Source organism: Variovorax sp. GW823-FHT02B07, assembly GCF_058797695.1.
This window is the reverse complement of the sequence record NZ_JBXAJX010000001.1, coordinates 174,682-198,525: the sequence shown is the minus strand read 5'-3', so window position 1 is coordinate 198,525 and position 23,844 is coordinate 174,682. Positions and strand designations below refer to the sequence as shown.

Annotated in this window: 24 protein-coding genes; 9 read left to right on the top strand and 15 right to left on the bottom strand. The window is 70.7% G+C overall.

Annotated features, from left to right (window positions below; all coding sequences use genetic code 11):
* Positions 1-17: 17 nt before the first annotated feature.
* Complete coding sequence (locus AC1RGU_RS01005; RefSeq protein WP_492694138.1) at positions 18-1,544, bottom strand: MFS transporter; 1,527 nt, start codon at positions 1,542-1,544, stop codon at positions 18-20.
* Between the two features lie 125 nt (positions 1,545-1,669).
* On the opposite strand from AC1RGU_RS01005, the gene AC1RGU_RS01000 reads away from it, so the two are divergent.
* Positions 1,670-2,590 (top strand): LysR family transcriptional regulator, encoded by a 921-nt coding sequence (locus tag AC1RGU_RS01000; protein ID WP_492694136.1) that lies wholly within the window; start codon positions 1,670-1,672, stop codon positions 2,588-2,590.
* Between the two features lie 21 nt (positions 2,591-2,611).
* Here the strand turns inward: AC1RGU_RS01000 and AC1RGU_RS00995 are convergent, their stop codons facing one another.
* The 3 genes from AC1RGU_RS00995 to selD all read right to left on the bottom strand — a co-directional run bounded on the left by AC1RGU_RS00995 (position 2,612) and on the right by selD (position 7,956).
* The gene (locus AC1RGU_RS00995; RefSeq protein WP_492694134.1) at positions 2,612-4,096 is read right to left on the bottom strand and encodes an AAA family ATPase; all 1,485 of its coding nucleotides are present in this window, start codon (positions 4,094-4,096) and stop codon (positions 2,612-2,614) included.
* 106 nt (positions 4,097-4,202) lie between these two features.
* Positions 4,203-6,719, bottom strand: a complete 2,517-nt coding sequence (locus tag AC1RGU_RS00990) for an ABC transporter permease (protein ID WP_492694132.1) — start codon at positions 6,717-6,719, stop codon at positions 4,203-4,205.
* 157 nt (positions 6,720-6,876) lie between these two features.
* Positions 6,877-7,956 carry a selenide, water dikinase SelD gene (gene selD / locus AC1RGU_RS00985; RefSeq protein ID WP_062469051.1) on the bottom strand — a complete coding sequence of 360 codons (1,080 nt, stop codon included), beginning with the start codon at positions 7,954-7,956 and terminating at the stop codon, positions 6,877-6,879.
* A 111-nt stretch (positions 7,957-8,067) separates the two neighbouring features.
* Here selD and AC1RGU_RS00980 point away from each other — a divergent pair, with 111 nt between their 5' ends.
* The 5 genes from AC1RGU_RS00980 to mnmH are packed head-to-tail and all read left to right on the top strand — an operon-like array spanning position 8,068 to position 12,493.
* Complete coding sequence (locus tag AC1RGU_RS00980) at positions 8,068-8,931, top strand: putative selenate ABC transporter substrate-binding protein (RefSeq protein ID WP_492694130.1); 864 nt, start codon at positions 8,068-8,070, stop codon at positions 8,929-8,931.
* Between the two features lie 13 nt (positions 8,932-8,944).
* Entirely contained in the window at positions 8,945-9,763 is an 819-nt protein-coding gene (locus AC1RGU_RS00975) for a phosphonate ABC transporter ATP-binding protein (RefSeq protein ID WP_492685807.1), read from the top strand.
* On the top strand, positions 9,760-10,596 hold the full coding sequence (locus AC1RGU_RS00970; RefSeq protein ID WP_492694128.1) for a PhnE/PtxC family ABC transporter permease: 837 nt from the start codon (positions 9,760-9,762) through the stop codon (positions 10,594-10,596). Before AC1RGU_RS00975 ends, AC1RGU_RS00970 begins: the two co-directional genes overlap by 4 nt.
* Complete coding sequence (gene phnE / locus AC1RGU_RS00965; protein WP_492694126.1) at positions 10,593-11,390, top strand: phosphonate ABC transporter, permease protein PhnE; 798 nt, start codon at positions 10,593-10,595, stop codon at positions 11,388-11,390. Before AC1RGU_RS00970 ends, phnE begins: the two co-directional genes overlap by 4 nt.
* A 35-nt stretch (positions 11,391-11,425) precedes the next feature.
* Positions 11,426-12,493, top strand: a complete 1,068-nt coding sequence (gene mnmH / locus AC1RGU_RS00960) for a tRNA 2-selenouridine(34) synthase MnmH (RefSeq protein ID WP_492694124.1) — start codon at positions 11,426-11,428, stop codon at positions 12,491-12,493.
* Here mnmH and fdhD read toward each other — a convergent pair.
* From fdhD to modB, 7 genes are all read right to left on the bottom strand, one after another.
* Complete coding sequence (fdhD, locus tag AC1RGU_RS00955; RefSeq protein ID WP_492694122.1) at positions 12,430-13,335, bottom strand: formate dehydrogenase accessory sulfurtransferase FdhD; 906 nt, start codon at positions 13,333-13,335, stop codon at positions 12,430-12,432. The genes mnmH and fdhD overlap by 64 nt on opposite strands.
* 19 nt (positions 13,336-13,354) lie before the next feature.
* Positions 13,355-13,645 carry a hypothetical protein gene (locus AC1RGU_RS00950; RefSeq protein WP_139700239.1) on the bottom strand — a complete coding sequence of 97 codons (291 nt, stop codon included), beginning with the start codon at positions 13,643-13,645 and terminating at the stop codon, positions 13,355-13,357.
* Positions 13,642-15,984, bottom strand: coding sequence for an FdhF/YdeP family oxidoreductase (locus AC1RGU_RS00945; protein WP_492694120.1), 2,343 nt, complete (start codon positions 15,982-15,984; stop codon positions 13,642-13,644). The genes AC1RGU_RS00950 and AC1RGU_RS00945 overlap by 4 nt, the downstream gene beginning before the upstream one ends.
* Before the next feature lie 78 nt (positions 15,985-16,062).
* Complete coding sequence (locus tag AC1RGU_RS00940) at positions 16,063-16,239, bottom strand: hypothetical protein (protein ID WP_492694118.1); 177 nt, start codon at positions 16,237-16,239, stop codon at positions 16,063-16,065.
* 34 nt (positions 16,240-16,273) lie between these two features.
* Complete coding sequence (locus AC1RGU_RS00935; protein ID WP_369644450.1) at positions 16,274-17,062, bottom strand: ABC transporter ATP-binding protein; 789 nt, start codon at positions 17,060-17,062, stop codon at positions 16,274-16,276.
* Positions 17,059-17,808 (bottom strand): molybdate ABC transporter substrate-binding protein, encoded by a 750-nt coding sequence (modA, locus tag AC1RGU_RS00930; RefSeq protein ID WP_492694116.1) that lies wholly within the window; start codon positions 17,806-17,808, stop codon positions 17,059-17,061. The genes AC1RGU_RS00935 and modA overlap by 4 nt, the downstream gene beginning before the upstream one ends.
* A gap of 28 nt (positions 17,809-17,836) precedes the next feature.
* Positions 17,837-18,526 (bottom strand): molybdate ABC transporter permease subunit, encoded by a 690-nt coding sequence (gene modB, locus AC1RGU_RS00925; RefSeq protein WP_062479002.1) that lies wholly within the window; start codon positions 18,524-18,526, stop codon positions 17,837-17,839.
* 115 nt (positions 18,527-18,641) lie between these two features.
* Between modB and AC1RGU_RS00920 the strand changes: the two genes are divergently transcribed.
* Both AC1RGU_RS00920 and AC1RGU_RS00915 read left to right on the top strand, forming a co-directional pair.
* Positions 18,642-18,881, top strand: coding sequence for a hypothetical protein (locus tag AC1RGU_RS00920; protein ID WP_062478998.1), 240 nt, complete (start codon positions 18,642-18,644; stop codon positions 18,879-18,881).
* Positions 18,878-19,558, top strand: coding sequence for a nitroreductase family protein (locus AC1RGU_RS00915; RefSeq protein WP_492694114.1), 681 nt, complete (start codon positions 18,878-18,880; stop codon positions 19,556-19,558). Before AC1RGU_RS00920 ends, AC1RGU_RS00915 begins: the two co-directional genes overlap by 4 nt.
* Here the strand turns inward: AC1RGU_RS00915 and tsaA are convergent.
* From tsaA to apbC, 4 genes are all read right to left on the bottom strand, one after another.
* On the bottom strand, positions 19,519-20,016 hold the full coding sequence (gene tsaA, locus AC1RGU_RS00910; protein WP_492694112.1) for a tRNA (N6-threonylcarbamoyladenosine(37)-N6)-methyltransferase TrmO: 498 nt from the start codon (positions 20,014-20,016) through the stop codon (positions 19,519-19,521). The genes AC1RGU_RS00915 and tsaA overlap by 40 nt on opposite strands.
* A complete protein-coding gene (locus tag AC1RGU_RS00905) occupies positions 20,013-20,360 on the bottom strand; it encodes a winged helix-turn-helix domain-containing protein (protein ID WP_062478989.1) in 348 nt (115 codons plus the stop codon). Before AC1RGU_RS00905 ends, tsaA begins: the two co-directional genes overlap by 4 nt.
* 52 nt (positions 20,361-20,412) lie before the next feature.
* Positions 20,413-21,363 carry a LysR family transcriptional regulator gene (locus tag AC1RGU_RS00900; protein ID WP_492694110.1) on the bottom strand — a complete coding sequence of 317 codons (951 nt, stop codon included), beginning with the start codon at positions 21,361-21,363 and terminating at the stop codon, positions 20,413-20,415.
* 73 nt (positions 21,364-21,436) lie between these two features.
* Positions 21,437-22,528, bottom strand: coding sequence for an iron-sulfur cluster carrier protein ApbC (gene apbC / locus AC1RGU_RS00895; protein ID WP_062478984.1), 1,092 nt, complete (start codon positions 22,526-22,528; stop codon positions 21,437-21,439).
* Between the two features lie 107 nt (positions 22,529-22,635).
* Here apbC and AC1RGU_RS00890 point away from each other — a divergent pair, with 107 nt between their 5' ends.
* Positions 22,636-23,841, top strand: a complete 1,206-nt coding sequence (locus tag AC1RGU_RS00890; RefSeq protein WP_492694108.1) for a patatin-like phospholipase family protein — start codon at positions 22,636-22,638, stop codon at positions 23,839-23,841.
* Positions 23,842-23,844 lie beyond the last annotated feature (3 nt).

The window sequence follows — 23,844 nt, the reverse complement described above, 5'->3', positions numbered from 1 at the left end:
ACCGCGCCCGACATGCTTCAGGAAACCGGGCACTCCAACGTCGCCTCCGGGTGATGTGACGGCGCATCGCCGCGCAGGAATGCAAACACCACCACCGCCGTCAGCACCGTCACCCCAGCCAGCACGCACAACAGCGTCCCGAACGCCGCGCCATACGCGTGCAGCAGCCCCGCGCGATCCATGCCCGGCAACAAAGCCAGCGCCTGCGCCAGGTCACCCGTCGCCACGCGCTGCGCCGCCTGCGACACCGCCACGGACGAAGGCGACGACGACGCCTTCAGCTGCAGCGCGACGAGTGCCGTGAGCCCCGCCCCCACCAGCGCCAGCGCAATGCCCTCCCCCGCGACGCGCACGGTGTTGAAGATGCCCGACGCCATGCCCGCCCGCTCGCGCGGCACCACGCTCACGGCCAGGCCGTCCATCAGCCCCCACGGCAAGCCGATGCCCGCACCGATCAGCAGCAGCGGGCCCACGAGGCCGTGCAAGGGCGTGCCCGGCGCGCAGCGGGCGAGCCACACGAGCCCCGCCGCGCACACCAGCAGCCCCACCGCCGAGATCACGCCCGCAGAGAACCGGTGCGCGAGCCACGCCGCCAGCGTCGGCACCACGAGGATCGGCCCCGACAGCGCGAACATGAAGCCGCCCGCCTCCAGCGCGCTGCGCCCCTCGAGCCCGATGAAGCGGATCGGCAGCAGCACCAGCAGCACGACAAAGCCGTAGGCCGGCGCCGCGGCCAGCAGTTGCACGCCGACGAAGCGCGGAAAGCGGAACAGCGACAGGTCGAGCATCGGATGCGCCACGCGCTGTTCAATGGCGATGAAGGCCGCGCCCATGGCCAGCGCACCGGCCAGCGCCGCGAGCACCCACGGGCTGCCCCAGCCGCTGTCGGGCGCCTGCAGCACGCCCAGCGTGAGCAGGCTCAGCGCGGCCGTGAAGCTCAGCGTGCCCGGCACGTCCAGCCCCATCGCCTGCGGGTTGCGCGACTCGCGCATGCGCGGCGCGGCCAGGCCCAGCGCGACGAGGCTCACGGCACCGGGGCTCAGCATCACGGCGTGCCAGCCGACAGTGTCGGCCAGCCAGCCCGAGAGGATCGATCCGCACGACAGCCCCACGCCGAACGAGGTACCGATGAGGCTGAACGCCCGCAGCCGCGCGGGCCCGTCGAACACCTGCGCCAGCGCCGCCGTGCCCGCCGCGAAGGCCGCCGCCGAGCCCAGCCCTTGCACGGCGCGTGCGAGGTCGAAGGCGACGATGCCCGGCGCCAGCGTCAGCAGCGCGCTGCTCAACGCCACCACCGCCAGGCCCAGCAAAAAGACGCGCTTGCGCCCGTAGGCATCGGCCAGCGCGCCGGCCGCCATCAGCGTGGCGCCGAAGCTCAGCATGAAGGCGTTGGTGACCCAGTTGAGTTGCACCGGCGTGCCGCCCAGCGTGTCGCGGATCGCGGGCAGCACCACGGCCGGGCCGGTGAAGCTCAGCGGCATGCCGAGCGCGGCCAGGCAGACGGCGGCGAGCAGCCAAGCCTTGTTGGAATCGGGGGAAGACATCGGGAGGGCTTTCACGCGGGAGAAGGAAAAGGGAAATGCGTGAAGCGAAGATAAAAAGGATTCAATGAAACGAAAATGGGCCCTCAGCTCCTCACATTGCCAACCAAAGGTTGCCAATCAAGCCCATGGACAGCTTCAGCGGACTCGAATCCTTCGTGCGGGCGGCCGACCTGCAGAGCTTTGCGCGGGCGGGCCGCGACCTGGGCATCTCGGCCTCGGCCGTGGGCAAGAACGTCGCGCGGCTCGAGGCGCAGATGGGCGTGCGCCTGTTCCACCGCACCACGCGGCAGGTGCGGCTCACGGCCGAGGGCGCGATGTTCCACGAGCGCTGCCGCCGCATCCTCGACGAACTCGGCGATGCGCGCGCCATGCTGCAGGACGCCGTCGCCACCCCGCGCGGCCGCCTGCGCGTGAGCCTGCCGACCATCGGCTACCGCTTTCTGCTGCCGATCCTGCCGGCGTTCAAGGCGCGCTTTCCCGAGATCGAACTCGACCTCGACTTCAACGACCGGCTGGTCGACGTGGTGGCCGAGGGTGTCGACGTGGCGATCCGCAGCGGCGAGCTGGTCGATTCGCAGCTCGTGGCGCGCCGGCTCGGCCCGTTCAGCTTCGTGCTCGCGGCCTCGCCGGCGTACCTGGCACAACACGGCGTGCCGCAGGTGCCGGCCGACCTCGCCCGCCACAGCTGCCTGCGCTACAAGCTCGTGACCGGCGGAAAGATCGAGGACTGGGACCTGCCCAGCCTGCCGCCACAGCTGCCGCCGGGCCTGGTCTGCAACAACATGGAAGCCATGCTGGGCGCCGCCGTCGCGGGCCTGGGCATTGCGTACATGCCCGACTTCCTGGCGCGTGATGCACTGCGCCGTGGCGAGCTGCAGCGCGTGCTGGCCGCGCACCTCGTGCGGCAGGGACAGTTCTCGGCGCTGTGGCCGTCGAGCCGGCAGCTGTCGCCGAAGGTGCGGGCGTTTGTCGACTTTGCGAGCGAACACATGTTCACTGCGACTGCCGACGAGGAAGAGAAAGACAACCGCCCGCCGCGCCGCTGAACGGCGGGCGGGGCGGGTGCGTCAGGCCGCGACCGCGAGGGCGGGCGCTTCGACCGGTTGCGGGGCTGGCGCAGCCGCCACGGGGGCCGGCTGCGGTTGCACCGGCGCAGCCGTGCGGCCCCACAGTGCCGCCAGCGCGTCCAGCGGGAACAGCGTGCGCGCATCCTCCGGCGTCGCCGCTCGCACCGTGGTGCCCGTCACGTCGTCGATGTGGGCCGCGCGCACGGCATCGGGCCGGTGCGCCGGCACCATGAACGGCGAGTGCGTGGTGTAGAGGATCTGGTGGCCGAAGTCGTTCTCCAGGTGCGCGAGCAGGTCGGCCTGCGAGCGCGCGTGCAGGTGCAGCCCGGGCTCGTCGAGCAGCAGCACGACCTCACCGGCGGCCACGCCCCGGGTGCCGGCGAAGAACGCGATGTAGAACGAGAAGAACCACTGGAAGCCACGGCTGCGCTCGTCCAGATTCACCTCGACTTCGTAGGCCCCGTTCGGGTCCGACACCAGCGTCTCCAGGTGCTGCCCGTCGAGGTTGAAGCGGATCTTGAGCGGGCGGTCCTTCCACAGCCGGCGGATCTCGGCGGTCACGACGGCACCGGCCCGGTTCACCAACTGATTGCGCGTCGCCAGGTCGTTCTTCGCCAGCAGGTCCTGCAGCTGCTGCGGGTCGAGCCCCGCCACCTGGCACAGCTTCTCGAAATTGCGCTCGCCCGCCGTGCGCTCGCCCCAGCCCTTACGCGTGAGGTACTCGGCGATGTTCTGGCGGCCGGGCAGCGAGGCGTAGTCTTCGACGTAGATGAAGCGCGGCAGTTTCTCCAGCACCCAGGCGCGGGCGCGGGCCAGCGCGGGCTGGTCGTTGTCGATCGTGCGCGCCAGCTCCTCGAGCTCGGTCAGCATCTGCGCCTGCTTGTCGGCGATCTCGGCGCCGGCCGTGGCCAATGCCTGGCGCAGCGCCTGCAGCGCCAGCAGTGCGCCGGCCGACCACTTGACGAAGTCGGGGCTCGGGATCATGGCGGCGTCGAAGGCGTCGGCTTCCTGTTCGAGCGGCGCCTTCAACTCGTCGGCGACCTTTTCGGCCGCGGCCTTCACGGCGGGCACGATCTTGCGCACCTTGGCCTTGATGTCGCTCACGTCGATCGACAGCGGGCCCAGGCCCTCGAAGCCGGTCGTGCGCGTGGCGCCGTAGCCGCGCCCGGCCGTGACCTGACGCACGCCGGCCGCGCGCGGCAGGATGGCGGCGAGCGCCAGCTGTTCGGAGGCATCGAGGTCCCAGCGCGTGTGCACCACCGGGGTGTCGTCGGTGCATTCGTCCAGGCGGCGGTGCCGCGGAAAGTCCTTGATGGGGCTGAGTGCCGTGAGCCCGTCGGTCGGGTTCAGGCTGTGCAACGCGCGCAGCAGGTTCGACTTGCCGCTGTCATTTCGGCCGAGGATCGCTGTGATCTGGGAGGAATCGATGGAGCCGCTGTCGTGGATCGAGCGATAGTTGGTGATCTGGAATGACGCCAAGCGCATGCAGGAATTTCTCTTCTGAATTGAATACGGGGCCGGGGAATGTATTGCATCCCCGGCCCCGTCCTGCCGATCGCGAAAGAAAAAAACTGTACGGGCCTGCGCTGCCCTACTCGGCCGCGCGGCGCAGCGTGTCGACCACCGGCCGGCGCAGCACATCGCGCAGGCCCCACCACCCCGCCGCCAGCGCGAGCACCGCACCGGCCAGCGCGCCGGCCACCGGCACGAGCGGCGACGCGGTCCAGGTGAACTCGAACACGTAGCGCGCCAGCCCCCAACCGATCACCGAGGCCACGATGCTCGCGAGGAAGCCCGCGAGCAGGCCGACGCCGATCAGCTCGGCGCGCTGCACCTGACGCAGCAGGCTGGCGCGGGCGCCCACGGCGCGCATCACGGCGAACTCGCGCGCACGCTCCTCGCGGGTGGCGGTGACGGCGGCGAACAGCACCACGAGCCCGGCCGCCAGCGTGAAGCCGAACAAAAATTCGACCGCGCGCACCACCTGGTCGAGCACGCGCTGCACCTGGTTGATGGTGGCGCTCATGTCGACGTTGGTCACGTTGGGAAAGCTGCGCACCAGCGCGTTGTCGAAGCCGCGCGTCTCGGGCGCGCGGAAGGCGCCCATGTAGGTCACGGGCACGTCGGCCAGCGAGGCCACGGTGTACATCACGAAGAAGTTGGCGTGCAGCGAGCCCCAGTCGACCTTGCGCAGCGAGGTGATGCGCGCGTCGTTCTGCATGCCGCCGATGTCGAAGCGCAGGGTGTCGCCCAGCTTCAGGCCCAGCGTCTCGGCCAGGCCTTCTTCCACGCTCACCTCGTTCTTCGCCTCGGGCGTCCAGGCGCCGGTGGTGACGCTGTTGTGCGCAGGCGCCTCGGTGCTGTTGCTCAGGTTGAACTCGCGGTCCACCAGGCGCTTGGCGCGGTCCTCGGTGTAGTCATCGGGTGTCACGGGCTTGTCGTTGATCGCCACCAGCCGGCCGCGGATCATCGGGTACCAGTCGAACTTGGCGACGCCCGCGTCGCGCAGCGTCTTCTGGAACGCCTCGCTCTGCTCGGGCATCACGTTGATGACGAAGCGGTTGGGCGCGTCGGGCGGCGTGGCCTTGCGCCAGCTCGCCACGAGGTCGGTGCGCAGCAGCACGAGCAGCACCAGCGCCAGCAGGCCCACGGCCAGCGCGCTGACCTGCACCACGGCGTAGGCCGGGCGCGCCGAGATCTGCCGCGTGGCCAGCACCAGCCAGCGCGGCGCGGTGGTCTCGCTGACGCTGCGGCGCAGCACCTTCACGGCGAGCCAGCTCAGCAGCGCGAACACGGCCACGGCACCGGCAAAGCCGCCGACCGCAATGAGGCCCAGCTTGAGGTCGCTGCTGGCCGCCATCAGCAAGGCCGCGAAGCCCGCCACGCCGATGCCGAGCACGGCGAGCGATGCGGGCTTGAGCCCGCCCACGTCGCGGCGGATCACGCGCAGCGGCGGCACGCGCGCCAGCTGCAGCACCGGCGGCAGGCCGAAGGCGAACAGCAGCGTGAGCCCCATGCCCAGGCCGAAGGCCACGGGCCACAGTGTGGCGGCGGGCAAGGCGGTCTCGACCAGCCCGGCCAGCAGCAGCACGAACACGTAGTGCACGGCGAAGCCGATGGCCACGCCGATCGCGCTGGCCACGATGCCGATCACGGCGAACTCGAAGGCGTAGGCCGCGGCGATGGTGCGCTGGCTCTGGCCCAGCACACGCAGCATGGCGCAGTCATCGAGGTGGCTGGCCGCGAAGCCGCGCGCGGCCAGCGCCACGGCCACGGCCGACAGCAGCGCCGCGAGCAGCGCGACCAGGCTCAGGAATTTCTCGGCGCGGTCCAGCGTCTGGCGCATCTCGGGCCGACCGCCTTCGAAGGAGTCGAGCCGCACGCCGCGCAGCTCGCCCTTCTTGATGGTGGCGTCGGCCCATTCGGTGAAACGCTTCACGGCGGCGTCGTCGCCGGCCACGGCGTAGCGGTAGCCCACGCGGCTGGCCGGCTGCACGAGGCCGGTGCGCGCCACGTCGGCCTGGTTGAGCATCACGCGCGGCGAAAAGCTCATGAAGCCCGCGCCCCGGTCGGGCTCCAGCGTGATCACGCGGCCCACGCGCAGGCCGGTGTCGCCCAGCAGCAGCGTGTCGCCGACCTTCAGGCCCAGCGAGTCGAGCAGCGAGGCATCGACCCAGACCTCGCCCGACGCCGGCACGTCGCGCGTCACCGTGCCTGCGCCCTCGGCCGTGGTGGCCGTCTGCAGGTTGCCGCGCAGCGGGTAGCCCGGCGTCACGGCCTTCAGGGCCACGAGCTTGCTGGCGCCGCCCTGGGCGTCTTCCGCTCGCGCCATGGTGGGAAAGCCGAAGGTGCCGGTGCCCGCGAGGCCGAGCGACTTCGCCTGTGCGATGAAGGTCTCGGGCGTCGGGTTGTCGCTCACGATCACCGCGTCGCCGCCCAGCAGCTGGCGCGCGTCGCGCTGCAGCCCGCCCTGCAATCGGTCGGCGAAGAAGCCGACCGCCGTGAGCGCGGCCACGGCCAGCACCACGGCCACGATCAAGAGGCGCAGCTCGCCGGCGCGCAGGTCGCGCCAGAGCGTGCGCCAGCCAAGGCGAAGGGAAGCGTTCATGGCGCGAACGATAGCCGACGCCTACCGGCACCGACGGACTCAAGGGTTATTGGAAAGGGCCGCGAGGTGTTGCCCGCTGCGCGGACCTGTCGCACGATGCGAAAAAACGAAGGAGCGCGTGTCGATGGCGACCCCACCCGCCCGGCGGCGCCCCGGCTCAGGGCAACACGACGAGGCCCGGCGCGCCAGCTTCCACGCGGCCGATGACCGCCGCCTGCCCGAAGCCTTCGTTGCGGAAGATCTCCAGCACCGCCTCGACCGCCTCGGGCGCGCAGCTCACGAGCAGGCCGCCCGAGGTCTGCGGATCGGTCATGAGCGCCTGCGCGGTGGCCGGCAGGCCCTCGTGCAGTTGCACGTCGGCGCCGTAGCCCGCCCAGTTGCGGCCCGACGCGCCGGTGACCAGCCCGCCGCCGGCCATGGCGATCACGTTGTCCAGCAGCGGCACGCGCGACCACTCGACCACCGCCGCGAGCCCCGCGCCGCGCGCGAGTTCGAGCGCATGGCCGGCCAGGCCGAAGCCGGTGACGTCGGTCAGCGCATGCACGCCGTCGAGCGCCGACAGCGCGATGCCGGGCGTGTTGAGCTTGGTCGTGTTCTCGATCAGCTGGCGGTAGCCGGCCTCGGACAGCTGCTGCTTCTTGAGCGCCGCCGACAGCACGCCCACGCCCAGCGGCTTGCCCAGCACCAGCACGTCGCCCGCCTGCGCGTCGGCATTGCGCCGCACGCGCTTGGGGTGCACCAGCCCCATCGCGACCAGCCCGTAGATGGGCTCGACCGAGTCGATGGTGTGGCCGCCCGCAATCGGGATGCCGGCCGCGCGGCACACGTCCTGCCCACCGCGCACGATCTCGGCGATGACTTCCACCGGCAGCTGGTTGATCGGCATGGCGACCAGCGCCAGCGCCATGATCGGGCGCCCGCCCATCGCGTAGACGTCGCTGATCGCGTTGGTCGCGGCGATGCGGCCGAACTCGTAGGGGTCGTCCACGATGGGCATGAAGAAATCGGTGGTGGCGATCAGCGCCTGCTCGTCGTTGAGCCGGTAGACTGCCGCGTCGTCGGCGGTCTCGATGCCGACCATGAGCTCGGGCGGAATCAGCCCGCCCGCATGGTTCTTGAGGATCTGCGACAGCACGCCCGGCGCGATCTTGCAGCCGCAGCCGCCCCCATGCGAGAAGCTGGTGAGCCGCAGCGGCGCCAACGGATTCAGGAGCTTGGAAGGTGCGGCTTCGATCATGGCGGCAGGTCGGTCGAATGGAACAAGCCGCGATTATCGAAGCCTGCACCGCCGTCTGCCCGAGTGCCCCGACACACCCTTTTCTTTTTCCACTGAACGCGTCATCACACCATGCAAACGAAACAAACCGTGTCCCGGCTCGCGCTCGCGCTGGCCCTGTCCCTCACCGCCGTGGGCGTCTTCGCCCAGGGCGTGCTGCGCGTGTCGGCCATTCCCGACGAGGCGCCCACCGAGCTGCAGCGCAAGTTCACGCCGCTGGGCGACTACCTGAAGAAGGAAACCGGCATGGACGTGCAGTTCACGCCCGTGACCGACTACGCCGCCGTGGTCGAGGGCCTGGCCACCAACAAGATCGACCTGGCCTGGCTGGGCGGCTTCACCTTCGTGCAGGCGCGCATCCGCACCAACGGCGGCGCGGTGCCGATCGTGCAGCGCGCGGAAGACGAGGTGTTCACCAGCAAGTTCATCGTGCCGATCGACAGCCCCACCAAGACGCTGGCCGACCTGAAGGGCAAGACCTTCGCCTTCGGTGCGCCCTCGTCCACCTCGGGCAGCCTGATGCCGCGCTACTTCCTGCTGCAGGCCGGCATCAACCCCGAGAAGGACTTCAAGACCGTCGCGTTCTCGGGCGCGCACGACGCCACCGTGGCCTTCGTGGCCGCCTCGCGCGCCGAAGCGGGCGTGCTCAACGCCTCGGTGTGGGACAAGCTGGTCGAGGCCAAGAACCCCAACGCCGCCAAGGTGCGCGTGCTGGCCACCACGCCGACCTACTACGACTACAACTGGACCGTGCGCCCGGGCCTGGACGCCGCCGTGACGAAGAAGCTGACCGACGCCTTCCTCAAACTGGACCCGGCCAACCCCGCGCACAAGGAGATCATGGCGCTGCAGCGCGCGAGCAAGTTCATCCCCACCAAGTCGTCGAACTACGACGGCATCGAGACGGCGGGCAAGTCGGCCGGCCTCATCAAGTGAGCGGACTGCGCGGATGAGTTTTTCGCTCGACAGCGCGGGCGTGGTGCACCCCAACGGCCAGCGCGCGCTGGCCGGGGTGACGCTGGCCGCGCGCGACGGCGAGCGCATCGCCGTCATCGGGCCCTCGGGCGCGGGCAAGACCACGCTGCTGCGCGTGCTCGGCGCGGCGCTGCGGCCCGGCGAAGGCCAGGTGCAGGCGCTGGGCCAGCACCCGTGGCGGCTGCCGGCGCGTGCGCTCAAGCAGCTGCGCGCGCGCATCGGCACCGTGCACCAGGCGCCGCCGATCGCGCCGCGCCTGCGCGTGGTCACGGCCGTGCTCGCGGGCCGGCTCGGCCAGTGGTCGACGGCGCGCGCGCTGGGTTCGCTGTTCTATCCGTCCGACATCGCGGGCGCGCATGCGGCGCTGGCCCGGCTCGCGCTCGAAGACCGGCTGTTCGACCGTTGCGACCGCCTCTCGGGCGGCCAGCTGCAGCGCGTGGGCATCGCGCGCGTGCTGTACCAGCGCCCCGCGCTGCTGCTGGCGGACGAGCCGGTGTCGGCGCTCGACCCCACGCTCGCGCATGCGGCCGTGGGCCAGCTGGTCGCGCAGAGCGAATCGACCGGTGCCACGCTGGTCGCGTCGCTGCATGCGGTCGATCTGGCACTGCGCTGGTTTCCGCGCATCGTGGGCATGCGCGACGGACAGGTCGCCTTCGACCTGCCGGCCGCCGAGGTGACGCCGGCGCTGCTTGAGGCGCTCTATGCGAGCGAAGGCGGCGTGGCGACGCAAGGGCCGGTCGCCCTCACGGCCGGCACGGTCGAGCCGGCCTTCCATCGGCCGGACTGCCCGTGACGGCGACACTCGCCCGCCCCGCCCTGCGCGATCCGCACACGGTCCGCCGGCTGGCCGGCTGGCTCGCCGCGCTGGCCGTCGCCTGGCCGGTGCTCGCGCTCTCCGAATTCAAGCCCTGGGCGCTGTTCGGCAGCGGCAACCTCACGGTCATCGGCGGCTTTCTTGCGGGCTTCTTTCCGCCCGACAGCTCGCCGGCCTTTCTCGCGCTGCTCGCCAAGGCCACGCTAGAGACCCTGGCCATGGCCACGGCCGGCACCGCCATGGCGCTGCTGATCGGCGCGCCGCTGGGCTTCGTGACGACGCGCGCGCTCTCCATCTCTCGCATCGGACCCGGCCCTGGCCGGCTGCAGGCCGGCGTCGTCCGGCAGGCGGCGCGCTGGCTGCTGATGGTGCTGCGCGCCATTCCCGAGATCGTGTGGGCGCTGCTGTTCGTGCGCGCGCTCGGGCTCGGCCCCGCGGCCGGCGTGCTGGCGCTGGCCATCACCTATGGCGGCATGCTGGGCAAGGTCTACGCCGAGATCCTCGAATCGACCGACACGCGCCCCGCGCGCGCCCTGCTCGAAAGCGGCAGCGGCCGGCTCGCGGCGCTGTGCTACGGCCTGCTGCCGCACACGGCGCAGGAGCTGGCCTCGTACACCGTGTACCGCTGGGAATGCGCGGTGCGCGCCTCGGTGGTGATGGGCTTCGTGGGCGCGGGCGGCCTCGGGCAGCTGATGGACCAGTCGATGAAGATGCTCAACGGCGGCGAGGCCAGCAGCATCCTGCTCGTGTTCCTCGCGCTCGTGCTGCTGGCCGACATGCTCAGCAACGCGCTGCGAAAGCTCCTGGCATGACGACGCTGCCGCCACGCCCTCCCCTGTGCCTGCGCTGCTGGCTCGCCGTCGCGTTGATCGCCGCAGCGGTGATCGCGAGCTTCGTCTACCTGGGCATCGACTACGGCGCGCTGGGCTCGGCCGAATCGCTCAGGCTCATGGGCAAGTTCATCGCCGAGTTCTTCCCGCCCGACGTGTCGCCCGAGTTCCTGGCCAAGGTCGGCCACGGCGCGCTGCAGACGCTGGCCGTGTCGGCGCTGGGCACTGTGCTGGCCGCCGTGGCGGGCGCCGTGCTCGCGCTGCCGGCCTCGGGGCGCATCGGCGGGCCGCTGCGCCACGGCGCGCGCTTCGTGCTCAACTTCTTGCGCAGCGTGCCCGAGCTGGTGTGGGCCGCGCTGATGGTTCTGGCCGCTGGCATCGGGCCGTTCGCGGGCGCGCTGGCGCTGTCGCTGCACACGACCGGCGTGCTCGGGCGCCTCTTCGCCGAAGCGCTGGAGAACGCGCCGCGCGAGCCCGAGCAGGCGCTGGCGCTCTCGGGCGCGGGCCCGGTCGCCGCCTTCAGCTACGCCAGCCTGCCGATCGTGCTGCCGCAGTGGGTGGCCTACACGCTCTACCGCTGGGAAATGAACATCCGCATGGCGGCCGTGCTGGGCTTCGTGGGCGGCGGCGGGCTGGGCCAACTGCTGTACTTCCACCTGTCGATCTTCCAGCAGCAGCAGGCGATGACGGTGCTGATCGCGATGTTCGTGCTGGTCACCTTTGTCGACTTCGCGAGTGCTCGCTTGCGAAAAGGCCTAGGTCCCGCCTACGCCTGAGTGGCCGACAATGGCGGCATGAGGTCCCTTCAGCCATGAGTCATCGCCAGCCCGTCCGGGTGGCGGACCGCCACGCCTTCGATTCGATCATCGACGCCCGCTCGCCCGCCGAGTTCGCGCTCGACCACATCCCCGGCGCCATCAACTGCCCCGTGCTCAACGACGAGGAGCGCCACATCGTCGGCACGGTCTACGTGCAGACCGGCGCCTTCGAGGCGCGCCGCATCGGCGGTGCCATGGTCGCGGCCAACATCGCGACGCACCTGCGCGACACGCTGGCCGACCGGCCCGAGAAGTGGAAGCCTCTGGTCTACTGCTGGCGCGGCGGCATGCGCAGCGGCTCGATGGTCACCTGGCTGCGGCTCGTGGGCTGGGACGCGCAGCAGCTCGCAGGCGGCTACAAGAGCTTTCGCCGGCACGTGATCTCGCAGCTCGACGCGCTGACGCCGCAGCTCGACCTGCGCGTGGTGTGCGGCGCCACCGGCAGCGCCAAGACGCGCGTGCTGCACGCGCTGGCCGAACGCGGCGCGCAGGTGCTCGACCTGGAAGCCTTCGCCAACCACAAGGGCTCGCTGCTCGGCGCGCTGCCGGGCGTGCCGCAGCCTTCGCAAAAGCACTTCGAGACGCGCATCGCGACCGTGCTCGAAGCCATCGACCTCTCGCGCCCGCTGTATGTCGAGGGCGAGAGCGTGCGCATCGGGCGGCTGTCACTGCCGCTGTCGCTCGTGGCGCAGATGCGCGCCGCGCCGTGCATCGAGGTGGAGGCCACGCCCGAGGCGCGGCTGGCCTACCTGCTGCGCGACTACGCCTACCTGGGCGACGACCGCGCGGCGCTCGCCGAGAAGATGGGCGTGCTCAAGGAACTGCAGGGCAAGGAAACGGTGACGCGCTGGCAGCAGTGGGCCCACGAGGCCGACCTGCCGCACCTGTTCGCCGAACTCATGTCGTTGCACTACGACCCGCACTACCAGAAGTCGCAGGAAACGCACTTTCGCGCGTGGACGAGGCGCCAGCGCGTGGGGGCGACCGACCTCTCGGATCAGGGCATCGAGGCCGTGGCCGACGCGGTGCTGGCGCTCGGTGACCCAAGCCCGTCGGCATAAAGCACGCCGCGCGGCGCGCGGCACAGCCCCCAGAACCGCAGGCCGCTGAGCTCGGCCATGCGCACGCCCATCGCGGTCGGCGCCGAGATGGTCGCCATCGCCGCGATGCCCAGGCGCGCGCACTTGCGCACCAGCTCGTGGCTGCCGCGGCTGGACATCAGCACGAAGCCTGGCTCCTGCAGTCGATTCGCACGGGCCAGCGCGCCGAGCAGCTTGTCGAGCGCGTTGTGGCGGCCCACGTCTTCCATGACGTCGGTGAGTTCGCCGTCGACCGTGGCCCAGGCCGCCGCATGGATCGCACCGGCCTCGGCATTGAGCACCTGGCGCGGCGGCATGGCGGCGAAGGCGCGCAGCACGGTGGCGAGGTCGATGCGTTCGATCCAGTCGCGCGGCGGCACGCGCTGCGGCGACAGGTCGAGCCCCGCGAAACTTTCGACGCCACACACACCGCAGCCGGTGCGGCCTGCGAGGCTGCGGCGCCGGTCCTTCAGGCGTTCGAAGCTGCGCGTGGACACTTCGAGCTGCACCTCGATGCCGGGCATGCCCTCGGGCAGGCCCGCATCGAGGGCCTCGACCGTTCGCACGTCGATGCCGCGGCAATCGGCGGCGCTGTCGAGGATGCCTTCGCTCAGCGCAAAGCCCAGCGCGAAGGCCTCGAGGTCCTGCGGCGTGGCCATCATCACCGCGTGCGAGACGCCGTTGAACACCAGCGCCACCGGCACCTCGGCGGCCAGCGTGTCGTCGCGCACCACGCCCTCGGGCGCGAGGCCGCGCTCGCCGAAGACGTGCACGGCATGCCGCGCGAGGGGCGGCAGGGCGTCGGGTTCGGGGGTGTCTGTCATGGCCGCGGCCATTGTCCGCTCAGCCGCGGTTTTCGTCAGCCGGCAGGCTGTCGACCACCGCACGTCCGGCGTCGGTGAGGTGCGCGACCCAGCGATCGTCCAGCTGCACCACGCGCACCCAGCCCGGTCCGCGCACGCCGCCGAGCGCGGCATCGCCCATCAGCGTGAGCTGGCGCATGACCACGCTCGCACCCTGCCCCAGCCGCTTGCCCAGGCGCGGCAGCGACATGCCGCCCTCGCCCGGGGCTTCGGCGAGTGCGCGCAGGATCGCGATGGAAAAGGCGTCGGCGTCGAACCCGGAATCGCTCATGCCGCCACGGCGTCGGCCTCCGCCGCGACCGGCGCCACATGCAGCGACAGCACCACGGGGATCGACTTGGAGGTCGGCGTGCCCGCGTTCTCGGCCACCGACGACAGCGGCACCAGCGGGTTCGTCTCGGGGTAGTAGGCCGCGAGGTTGCCGCGCGGGATGTCGTAGGCCACCAGCTTGAAGCGGTCGGCGCGGCGCTCCTGGCCGTCGCTCCACACGGTCTGGATGTCGACCCAGTCGCCGTCCTTCATGCCGAGCTGGCGGATGTCGTCGGCGTGGATGAACACCACGCGGCGCTGACCGAACACGCCGCGGTAGCGGTCGTCCATGCCGTAGATGGTGGTGTTGTACTGGTCGTGCGAGCGCGTGGTGAGCAGCGTGAACACCAGCGTGTCGCGCTGCGACGCAAAGCGCGCGCGGGCCCGATGCGCGTGCGTGTCCAGCGGCACGGCGTGCGTGAAGAACACGGCCTTCTTCGACACGGTGGCCCACACGCGCTCGCTCGCCGTGTTGCGCAGGCGGAAGCCGCCGGGGTGCGCCACGCGCGCGTTGAAGTCCTTGAAGTCGTCGAACACGGCTTCGATCTTGTCGCGGATGCGGGCGTAGTCTTCCACCAGCCAGAGCCACGGCGTCCTGCTGCGCGCGCCGATGGTGGCTGCAGCAAGGCGCGCCACGATGGCCGGCTCGGACAGCAGGTGCTCCGACGCGGGCGGGTTGATGCCCATCGAGATGTGGACCATGCTCATCGAGTCTTCCACCGTCACGCCCTGCGGGCCGTTGGCCTGCATGTCGATCTCGGTGCGGCCCAGGCACGGCAGGATGAGCGCCTCGCGCCCGTGGATGATGTGGCTGCGGTTGAGCTTGGTGGTCACGTGCACCGTGAGGTCGCACTGCTGCAGCGCCTTCCAGGTCTGGTAGGTGTCGGGCGTGGCGGCCGCGAAGTTGCCGCCCAGCGCGAAGAACACCTTGCCCTTGCCGTCGAGCATGAGCTGGATCGCCTCGACCGTGTCCACGCCGTTCTGGCGCGGCGGCTCGAAGCCGAACACCTGCTGCAGCCGGTCGAGCAGCGCGGCCGGCGGCTTCTCCCAGATGCCCATGGTGCGGTCGCCCTGCACGTTGCTGTGGCCGCGCACCGGGCAGGCGCCCGCGCCTTCGCGGCCCATCTGGCCGCACAGCATGAGCCAGTTGCCGATCATCTGGATCGTGGCCACCGAATGCTGGTGCTGCGTGATGCCCATGCCCCAGCAGGCGATGACGCGCTTCGCGCCCAGGTACACGTCGGCCGCCGCGCGGATCTGCGCTTCGCTCAGGCCCGACTCCTGCACCAGCAGCGGCCACGATTCGGCGCGCAGGTCGTCGGCCAGCGCCTCGAAACCCTGGGTGTGCTCGGCGATGAACGCGTGGTCGAGCACCGAGGGCTCGCCGCGCGCCGCCGCCGCGTCTTCGCGCTCGATGACGTGCTTCATCATCCCCTTCACCGCCGCGAAGTCGCCGCCCACGCGCAACTGGAAGTAGTGCGTGCTGATCGGCGTGGAGCCCAGCGTGGCCATCTCCAGCTTGTCCTGCGGGTCGGCAAAGCGCTCCAGCCCGCGCTCGCGCAGCGGGTTGAAGCTCACGATGCGCGCGCCGCGCTTGGAGGCCGCACGCAGCTCGCCGAGCATGCGCGGGTGGTTGGTGCCCGGGTTCTGGCCGAAGATGAAGATCGCGTCGGCCTTCTCGAAGTCTTCCAGCGTGACCGTGCCCTTGCCCACGCCCAGCTGCGGGCGCATGCCGCTGCCGCTGGGCTCGTGGCACATGTTCGAGCAGTCGGGAAAGTTGTTGGTGCCGTACTCGCGCACGAACAGCTGGTACAGGAAGGCTGCCTCGTTGCTCGCGCGGCCCGAGGTGTAGAAGATGGCCTGGTTCGGGTCGGGCAGCGCGTTCAGGTGCTGCGCAATGCGCGCGAAGGCGTCGTCCCAGTCGATGGGCACGTACCTGTCGCTGGCCGCGTCGTAGGCCATGGGGTGCGTGAGGCGGCCCTGGTCTTCGAGCCAGAAATCGCTCTGCTGCGCCAGCTCGGCCACGGTGTGCTTCGCGAACAGCTCCGGGCCTGCGCGCCGCGCGGTGGCCTCGGCGGCCACGGCCTTCACGCCGTTCTCGCAGAACTCGAAGGTCGAGGCATGGTTGCGGTCGGGCCAGGCGCAGCCGGGGCAGTCGAAGCCGTCGGGCTGATTGGCCGAGAGCAGCGTCTTCGCGCCCTTGACCGGAATGTCCTGCCGCAGCAGCGCATTCGTCACGCTGCGCAACGCGCCCCAGCCACCGGCGGGGCCCTTGTAAAACTCGATCTTCTGCTCGCTCATGGCGGCAGTGTTGGCCTGCGGGGGCGTGGCGTCAAATTGAATCGCGACATGCGGCGATTCAAAATGGAAATGACGGGCTCAGCGATGCGTCGGCTTCTGTCGCTTCGCCGCCAGATCGAGCTTCGCCGTGAGGCGTCGCATCAGCTCGTTCGCGTCGACGTACCCACCGCTGCGACGAGCTTCAGCCAAGGACGCCAGGCCTCGCACCAGAAATGCAGGTTTCGAACGCGCGGAAGAGACGTTGACTGATTTCATCGCCCGACTGTAGCGTCGATGCCGTGCACAGCCATCAGCCGCGCGCGCCACCCATCAGCAAGCCCCGCAGCTTGCTGCGCAGCGGCGTCTCCTCCACCTCCTGCACCCCGGCAATCTCCCGCAGCGCGAAGTCGCGGCTGTCGGCGTTGTGCAGGTCGATCTCGCGCACCACCTGCCCGTCCTTGTAGACAAAGGCCACGTCGGCCAGCGCCAGCACGTCCTCGATGTCGTGCGTGATCATCAAAACCGGGATGCCCCATTGCTTGCGCACCTGCGCGAGCTCGTTGCGCAGCTCGGCGCGCAGCATGGGGTTGAGCGCGGCAAAGGGTTCGTCGAGCAGCAGCACCTGCGGCTCACAGGCCAGCGCGCGCGCCAGGGCCACGCGCTGCTGCTGGCCGCCCGAGAGCTTCTGCGGCCGGCTGTCGGCCAGCGCGGCGAGGCCGAAGCTGGCCAGCAGCGCCTGCACGCGCTCGGCATCGCGCGCCGGCAGCGTGCGGCGGTGCCACGCGGTAAGCCCGAAGGCCACGTTCTCGCGCACCGTGAGGTGCGGGAACAGCGCGTAGTTCTGGAACAGGTAGCCGATGCGGCGCGCCGGCGCGGGCACGTCGATGCGCTGCGCGGCGTCGTACAGCGTGCGGCCGTCGAGCCGCACATGGCCCGCCGACGGATGCAGCAGGCCGGCGATGGCCTGCAGGGTGAGCGACTTGCCGGCCCCCGAAGGGCCGTAGAGCGCGGCGAAGGGAACGTCGGTCTGGAAGCGCACGGCGAGGTCGAAGCGCCGGGCCCCGTCCTTCACCGTGAGCTGCAGATCGACATCGATCATGGCTTGCCGAAACCGTAGCGCGTGAGCACTTCCTGGGCCGCGGGCGTCGACAGGAAGGCGATGAAGTCGCCGGCCAGCGCCTTCTGCTTGCTCTCGGCCACCACGGCGATAGGGTACGTCACGGGCGTGTGGCCGGTGGGCGTGAAGGCGACCTTGACCTTGTCGCCGGCCACGGCCGCGTCGGTGCGGTACACGAAGCCAGCCTCGACCTCGCCGCGGCTCACGTAGTCGAGCACCTGGCGCACGCTGTCGGCCTGCACGAACTTGGGTTCGAGCACGGTCCAGAGCTTGGCGTTGTCCAGCACCTGCTTGGTGTAGCGGCCGACCGGAACGGTGGCGGTCTTGCCGACGGCGATCTTCTTCACGTTCGCACCGCTCAGGTCCTGCAGCGACTTCAGGCCGACGGCGCCCTGCGCGGGCTCGACCAGCACGAGGCTGTTGGTGACGAAGTCCTTGCGGGTGGCGGTGTCGATGAGCTTCTGGTCGTTGCCGCGGTTCATGGTTTCCTGGTCGGCGCTGGCGAACACGTCGACCGGCGCGCCCTGCCCGATCTGCTGCAGCAGCACGCCCGAGGCGGCGAAGTTGAAGCGCACGGTGCTGCCCGCCTTGGCGGCTTCGAACTTGGGACCGATTTCCTTGAACGCGTCGGTCAGGCTCGCGGCGGCAGACACGGTGATCTGCTGCGCGGCGACCGCAAGCGGCAGGGCCAGGGCAAGCACGACGGACAAAAGACGCAACGGACGCATGGGCACAGTCTCCTGGAAAAAGGGGGGGTCAACGAAGCGAGAAAAAGCGGTTCGACACGACCAGCACGGCAATCGACAGCACCGACGTGACGACCACCAGCAGCAGCGCCAGGTCGTCGTGGCCGGCCTGCACGGCGTCGTAGATGGCCATCGACAGGGTCTGGGTCTGCTTGGGAATGGAGCCGGCCACCATCAGCGAGGCGCCGAACTCGCCCATGGCGCGCGCGAACGCGAGCAACGTGCCGGCCAGGATGCCGGGCCAGGCCAGCGGCAGCGTGACGCGCAGGAACACCGAGAACGGCGACTGGCGCAGGGTGCTGGCGGCGGCTTCGAGTGAGCGGTCGACGTTCGAGAACGCCGCGCTGGCCGACTTGAGCACCAGCGGCAGCGCCACCACGGCGGACGCCACCACGGCGCCGTGCCAGCTGAAGATGATGGTGTAGTCGAAGTGCTCGCGCAGCCAGGCGCCGAGCGGGCTGCGGCGCCCCGCCGCCACCAGGATGGCGTAGCCGATCACCGTGGGCGGCAGCACCAGCGGCAGCATGAACACGGCCTCGAGCACGCCCGAGCCGACGAACTGCTTGCGCGCGAACACCCAGCCCAGCGCCACGCCCGCGACCAGCGCCAGCAAGGTCGCGACCGCCGCGACCTGCAGCGACAGGACCAGCGGCGACCAGTCGGTGGTGGCGATGAGCGAAGAGGTGGTCGTCGTGTTCATTGAGATACGGCGCAATTGTTACATGAGCGGCCTTCTGGTTCCCACGAGGATGCACGGATGCGCCGGTCTTCATATACTGGCGAATACAGCGTTGGAGACTTTGTCCATCCGCCCCATGCGCCTTTCCCCTCATGACACCGTTGTCCGCTCGACCTCCGGCAGGCCCGAGCTTCGCCATGTGACGCAGGTGCACGAATGGCGCATCGAGCGCACGCTGGACGCCGGCGGCTTCGTGCTGTCGATCATCGCGCCGGGCGGCGAGAGCCAGTCGTTCCTGGTGGCGCCGGGCGACGCGCAGGACATCGGCGAGGTGCTGCGCCGCAGCGCCGCGTGGACCGACCGGCGCGGGCCATGACAACGATGTGGCGCCACATGACGGGTGCGGAACGCATCCTCGAAGTCCTGCTGACGCGGCGCTCGGTGTCGCCGCGGCGGCTGCAATCGCCCGGCCCGAACCCCGACGAACTCGACGCCATCATTCAGGCTGGCCTGCGCGCGCCCGACCACGGCGGGCTGCATCCGTGGCGCGTGATCGAGTTTCGCCCGCAGAACCGCGAGGCACTGGCCTGGTGCTTCGAACAGGAAAAGCTGCGCCGCGATCCGCTCGCCAGCCCCATCGACCTGCGGCGCGCCCGCGAGCACGCCACGCGCCCGCCGCTGCTGCTGGGCTTCGTGGTGTCGCCGCGCGAGCGCAGCAAGATCCCGGCGCGCGAGCAGTGGCTGGGCGCCGGCGCGGCGCTGGGCAACCTGCTGGCCGCCGCGCACCAGTTGGGCTACGGCGCCATCGTGCTCAGCGGCGAGCGCTGCTTCGACGAGACGCTAGTGCGCCAGGTCGGCGTGCAGCCGGGCGAGTACCTGGCGGGCTTCATCAGCATGGGCACGATCCGCGAGGCGCCGCCGCAGGCGCGCGAGACGCTGTCGCAGGACGTGTGGTCGTGCTGGCAGGGCGACCTGCTGCCGGGCGCGGCCGGCGAGGCGTCAGGCGACGGCGATCAGTCCATCCGGCCGTCGGAGCGCGTGCGCGGCAGCTGATCGAGCCGCGCTCCGAACCAGCCCACGCGCTCGGTCTCGCGCACGTCGAAGCGCGGCACGTAGGGCTTGATGTCGAGCACGGGCGTGCCGTCGATCATGTCGTTGCCGCTGAAGTGCAGCGTCGTGCCGTCCACCGCCGTGAGCCGCACGATCGACAGGCCCAGCCGGTTGGGCCGCGCGGGCGCGCGCGTGGCGAACACGCCGTGCGTGGCGTCGTCGAGAAAGGGCACCACCTCGAGCCGCTCGTGCGCGCAGCGGTGCAGGTGCGTCACGAGGATCAGGTAGTCGAAGCCTTCGATGTCGCGCAGCCCCGGCGCGAACTCGGCGAACACCTCCAGGCGCCCCACTTCGTCGGGTGCGCCGGCCGTCTGGATGGGCATGCCCGAGGTCTCGGTGAAGCGGCTGCGCACGATGCCGACCGGGCGGCTGACGACAGGGTCGATGTCGGCGGCGTTCACGGCGCCAGCAGCCGCGTGAGCGCGCGAACGTCGGCCGCCGTCGCCAGGCGCGCGGCATTCTCGATGGCGCGGTAGCGCTTCACGATGTCTTCGCCCACGGGCGTGAGCGCCGTGCCGCCGCCGCGCGAGCCGCCGGCGGCGGTGTTCACGGCCGGCGAGGCCAGCGTCTGGTTCATCTCGTCGATCAGCATCCACGCGCGGCGGTACGACATGCCGAGCAGGCGGGCCGCCGCCGAGATCGAGCCGGTCTCGGCCACGGCTTCGAGCACGGCGATCTTGCCGGGGCCGATGGCGATGGTGTCGTCCCGGTAGATGCGCAGGCGGAACTGGGCTTTGGATTTCATGGTGGCGCGAAGGGTAAACCATCCGGGTGCCGTCGGCACCCGTGGGCCGGGGCTACGCGGCGTCGAGCGCGCCGCTGTGCTGGCGCGCCTGCGCCTGCCACTCGGGCGTCTGCAAGAAGGCCAGCGCCGCATCGAGCGCCCGCGCCGGCCGCACGCCCTCCTGCGTCATGAAGCCGATGGGCGTGCGCACCTCGGGCGCCACCAGCGGCAGCGCCTCCAGTTCGCGGTGGCTGCGCACGGCCGCCACCATGGCGCCGGGCAGCACGCTGCTGACGGTGCCCGCGCTCACGGCCAGCGCGAGCGTGAGCACCGAGTTGGTCTCGATGGCCGGGGCCACCGCGGCCACGCCGGCCTCGCGCAGGGCCTGGTCGATGATGGCGCGGTTGTGCATGTCGGGCGTGAGCAGGCACAGCGGCAGCGTGCCGGCTTCGGCCCATGTGATGGGGCGGCCGATGCGCAGCCGGTCGGCGGAGGGCTTCTTGGCGCGCCGCAGCAGGAAGTAGTGTTCGATGCTCTGCGGCCAGGCCTTGAGCTTGACGCCCGGCAGGTGCATGCGCTCGGTGTAGCCCAGCGCGAGGTCGACCGAGAGGTTTTCCAGGCCCGTCTCCAGCTCCTGCGAGCTCATGGAGAGCACGGCCGGCACGATGCCCGGATGGCGCTGCTGCAGCATCGCGGCAAAGCGCGACAGCATCGGGATCGCGGTGGGCACGGCGGCCATGCGCAGCCGTCCGCGCGGGTCGCCGGCCTCGCTGCGCAGCTCCTGCAGCAGCACCTCGTTGTCGCGCAGCATGCGCTGCGCCGTGGCCAGCACGCGCTCGCCTTCGTGCGTGAGACCCACGTACACACGGGAGCGCTTGACGATGACGACGCCGAACTCGCCTTCCAGCGCGCGCAGCGCGTTGGACAAGGCCGGCTGCGTGATGTGGCAGGCCTGCGCGGCGCGGCCGAAATGCTTGTGCTCGCTGAGTGCGACGAGGTAGCGCATCGAGGCGAGCAGGTTCATTGCGTGCGTCCTTCTTCTTGGGGGCTCTCGTTCGGGGCGCCTGCGCAGGCCCTCGCCCTGCCCCGCCGCGGCCTCAGGTGTTCTTGCTGATCGAGATCGTCGGGAACTTCGCGGAAAAGTCCTTCGCCTTCTCCGCGATCCCCACCGCCACGCTGCGCGCCACGGCCTTGTAGAGCCCGGCCACCTCGCCGTCGGGGTCGGACACCACCGTGGGCGCCCCGCTGTCCGCCTGCAGGCGGATGTTGATGTCCAGCGGCAGCGCGCCCAGGTAGGCCATCTGGTACTCGGCCGCCATCTTCTTGCCGCCGTCGGCGCCGAAGATGTGCTCGGCATGGCCGCAGTTGGAGCAGATGTGCACCGCCATGTTCTCCACGATGCCCAGGATCGGCACGCCGACCTTCTCGAACATCTGGATGCCCTTGCGCGCGTCGAGCAGCGCAATGTCCTGCGGCGTGGTGACGATCACCGCGCCCGTCATCGGCACGCGCTGGCTCAGCGTGAGCTGGATGTCGCCGGTGCCCGGCGGCATGTCGACGATCAGGTAGTCGAGGTCTTTCCAGTTGGTCTGGCGCAGCAGCTGCTCGAGCGCCTGCGTGGCCATGGGGCCGCGCCAGATCATGGCCTGGTCGGCGTCGACCAGGAAGCCGATCGACATCACCTGCACGCCATGGCGCTCCTTGGGCTCCATGTTCTTGCCGTCGATGCTCTCGGGGCGCCCGTCCAGGCCCATCATCATGGGCTGGCTCGGGCCGTAGATGTCGGCGTCGAGCAGGCCCACGCTGGCACCCTCGGCGGCCAGCGCCAGCGCCAGGTTGGCGGCCGTGGTGCTCTTGCCCACGCCGCCCTTGCCCGAGGCCACGGCCACGATGTTGCGCACGTTGGGCATCAGCTGCACGCCGCGCTGCACCGCATGGCTGATGACCTTGGTGACGATGTTGACCGACACGTTCTCCACGCCCGGCACGGCCTTGGCCGCGGCCACCAGCGACTTGCGGATGGCCGCGTGCTGGCTCTTGGCGGGGTAGCCGAGTTCGAGGTCGAACGAGACATCGCCCTCGGCGATCTGCAGGTTTTTGAGCGAGCGGGTCGCTGCGAATTCTTTGCCGGTGTTAGGGTCCGTGACGCTCTTGAGTGCGTCCATGAGCCCGTCGGGGGTGAGTGCCATTGATCAAACTCCTGAATGGCGGGTAGTCTATTCCGCCCGCCAAGCCCGTACCGGGACGCGCTCATTTCCCGTCCGAAAAACGCCGAAGAAGAAAAGACACCGACGCAATGCCCGAGACAAGCCCCGCCACCGGCCTGCTGCTGACAGGCGGCGGCGCCCGCGCCGCCTACCAGGTCGGCGTGCTCGAAGCCATCGCCGAGATCCGGCGCGACGCCCTGGCGGCGGGTGCGGTCATCGGCACCGGCAACCCGTTCCAGATCATCACCGGCACCTCGGCCGGCGCCATCAACGCCGCGGCGCTGGCCTGCGGCGCCGACGACTTCGACCGCGTGGTCGCGCACATCGCGCAGGTGTGGGGCGAGTTCCGTGCCGAGCAGATCTACCGCGCCGACTCGCTCTCGGTGCTCGGCAGCGGTGCGCGCTGGCGCATGCTGCTCGGGCTGGGGCGCTTCGCGGCCAACTGGATGCGCATCAAGCCGAAGTCGCTGCTCGACAACTCCCCGCTGGCCCGCCTGCTACAACGCCTGGTGCCGCTGGACCGCCTGCCGCAGCTCATGCAGCAGGGCCACGTGCAGGCGCTGGCGGTCACGGCCTCGAGCTACAGCTCGGGCGAGCACGTGACCTTCTTCGAGGCGGCCGTGCCGATGGAACCCTGGGTGCGCTCGCAGCGCCTGTCGGTGCGCGACCGCATCACGCACGCGCACCTGATGGCCTCGTCGGCCATTCCCTTCGTGTTCCCGGCCACCGCGCTGCCGATGCCGCCGGGCCACACCGAGTACTTCGGCGACGGCTCGATGCGCCAGTCGGCGCCCATCGCGGCGGCGATCCATCTGGGTGCGCAGCGCATCGTGGTGATCGGCGCGGGCCGCATGCACGAGCCGCGCGACGAGGACGCGCCCAACACCCACAGCGGCTATCCGACCATGGCGCAGATCGCCGGCCATGCGCTGTCGAGCATCTTTCTGGATGCGCTGGCGGTCGACATCGAGCGCCTGCGCCGCATCAACCACACGCTGGGCCTGATCCCCGAAGAGGCGCGCGCCGCGAGCACGCTGCGCCCGCTCGACCTGCTGGTGATCTCGCCGTCGGAGCGCATCGACATGATCGCGGCGCGCCACGTCGACGCGCTGCCGGGCGCCGTACGGCACCTGCTGGGCGGCTCGAAGGTCGCGGCCGACGTGAAGGGCGGCGCGCTCGCCAGCTACCTGCTGTTCGAGTCGGCCTACACGCGCGAGCTCATGGCGCTGGGGCGCGCGGACGCGATGCGCCAGCGCGACGAGGTGCTGCGGTTCTTCGGGTGGGTGCCGACGTGACGG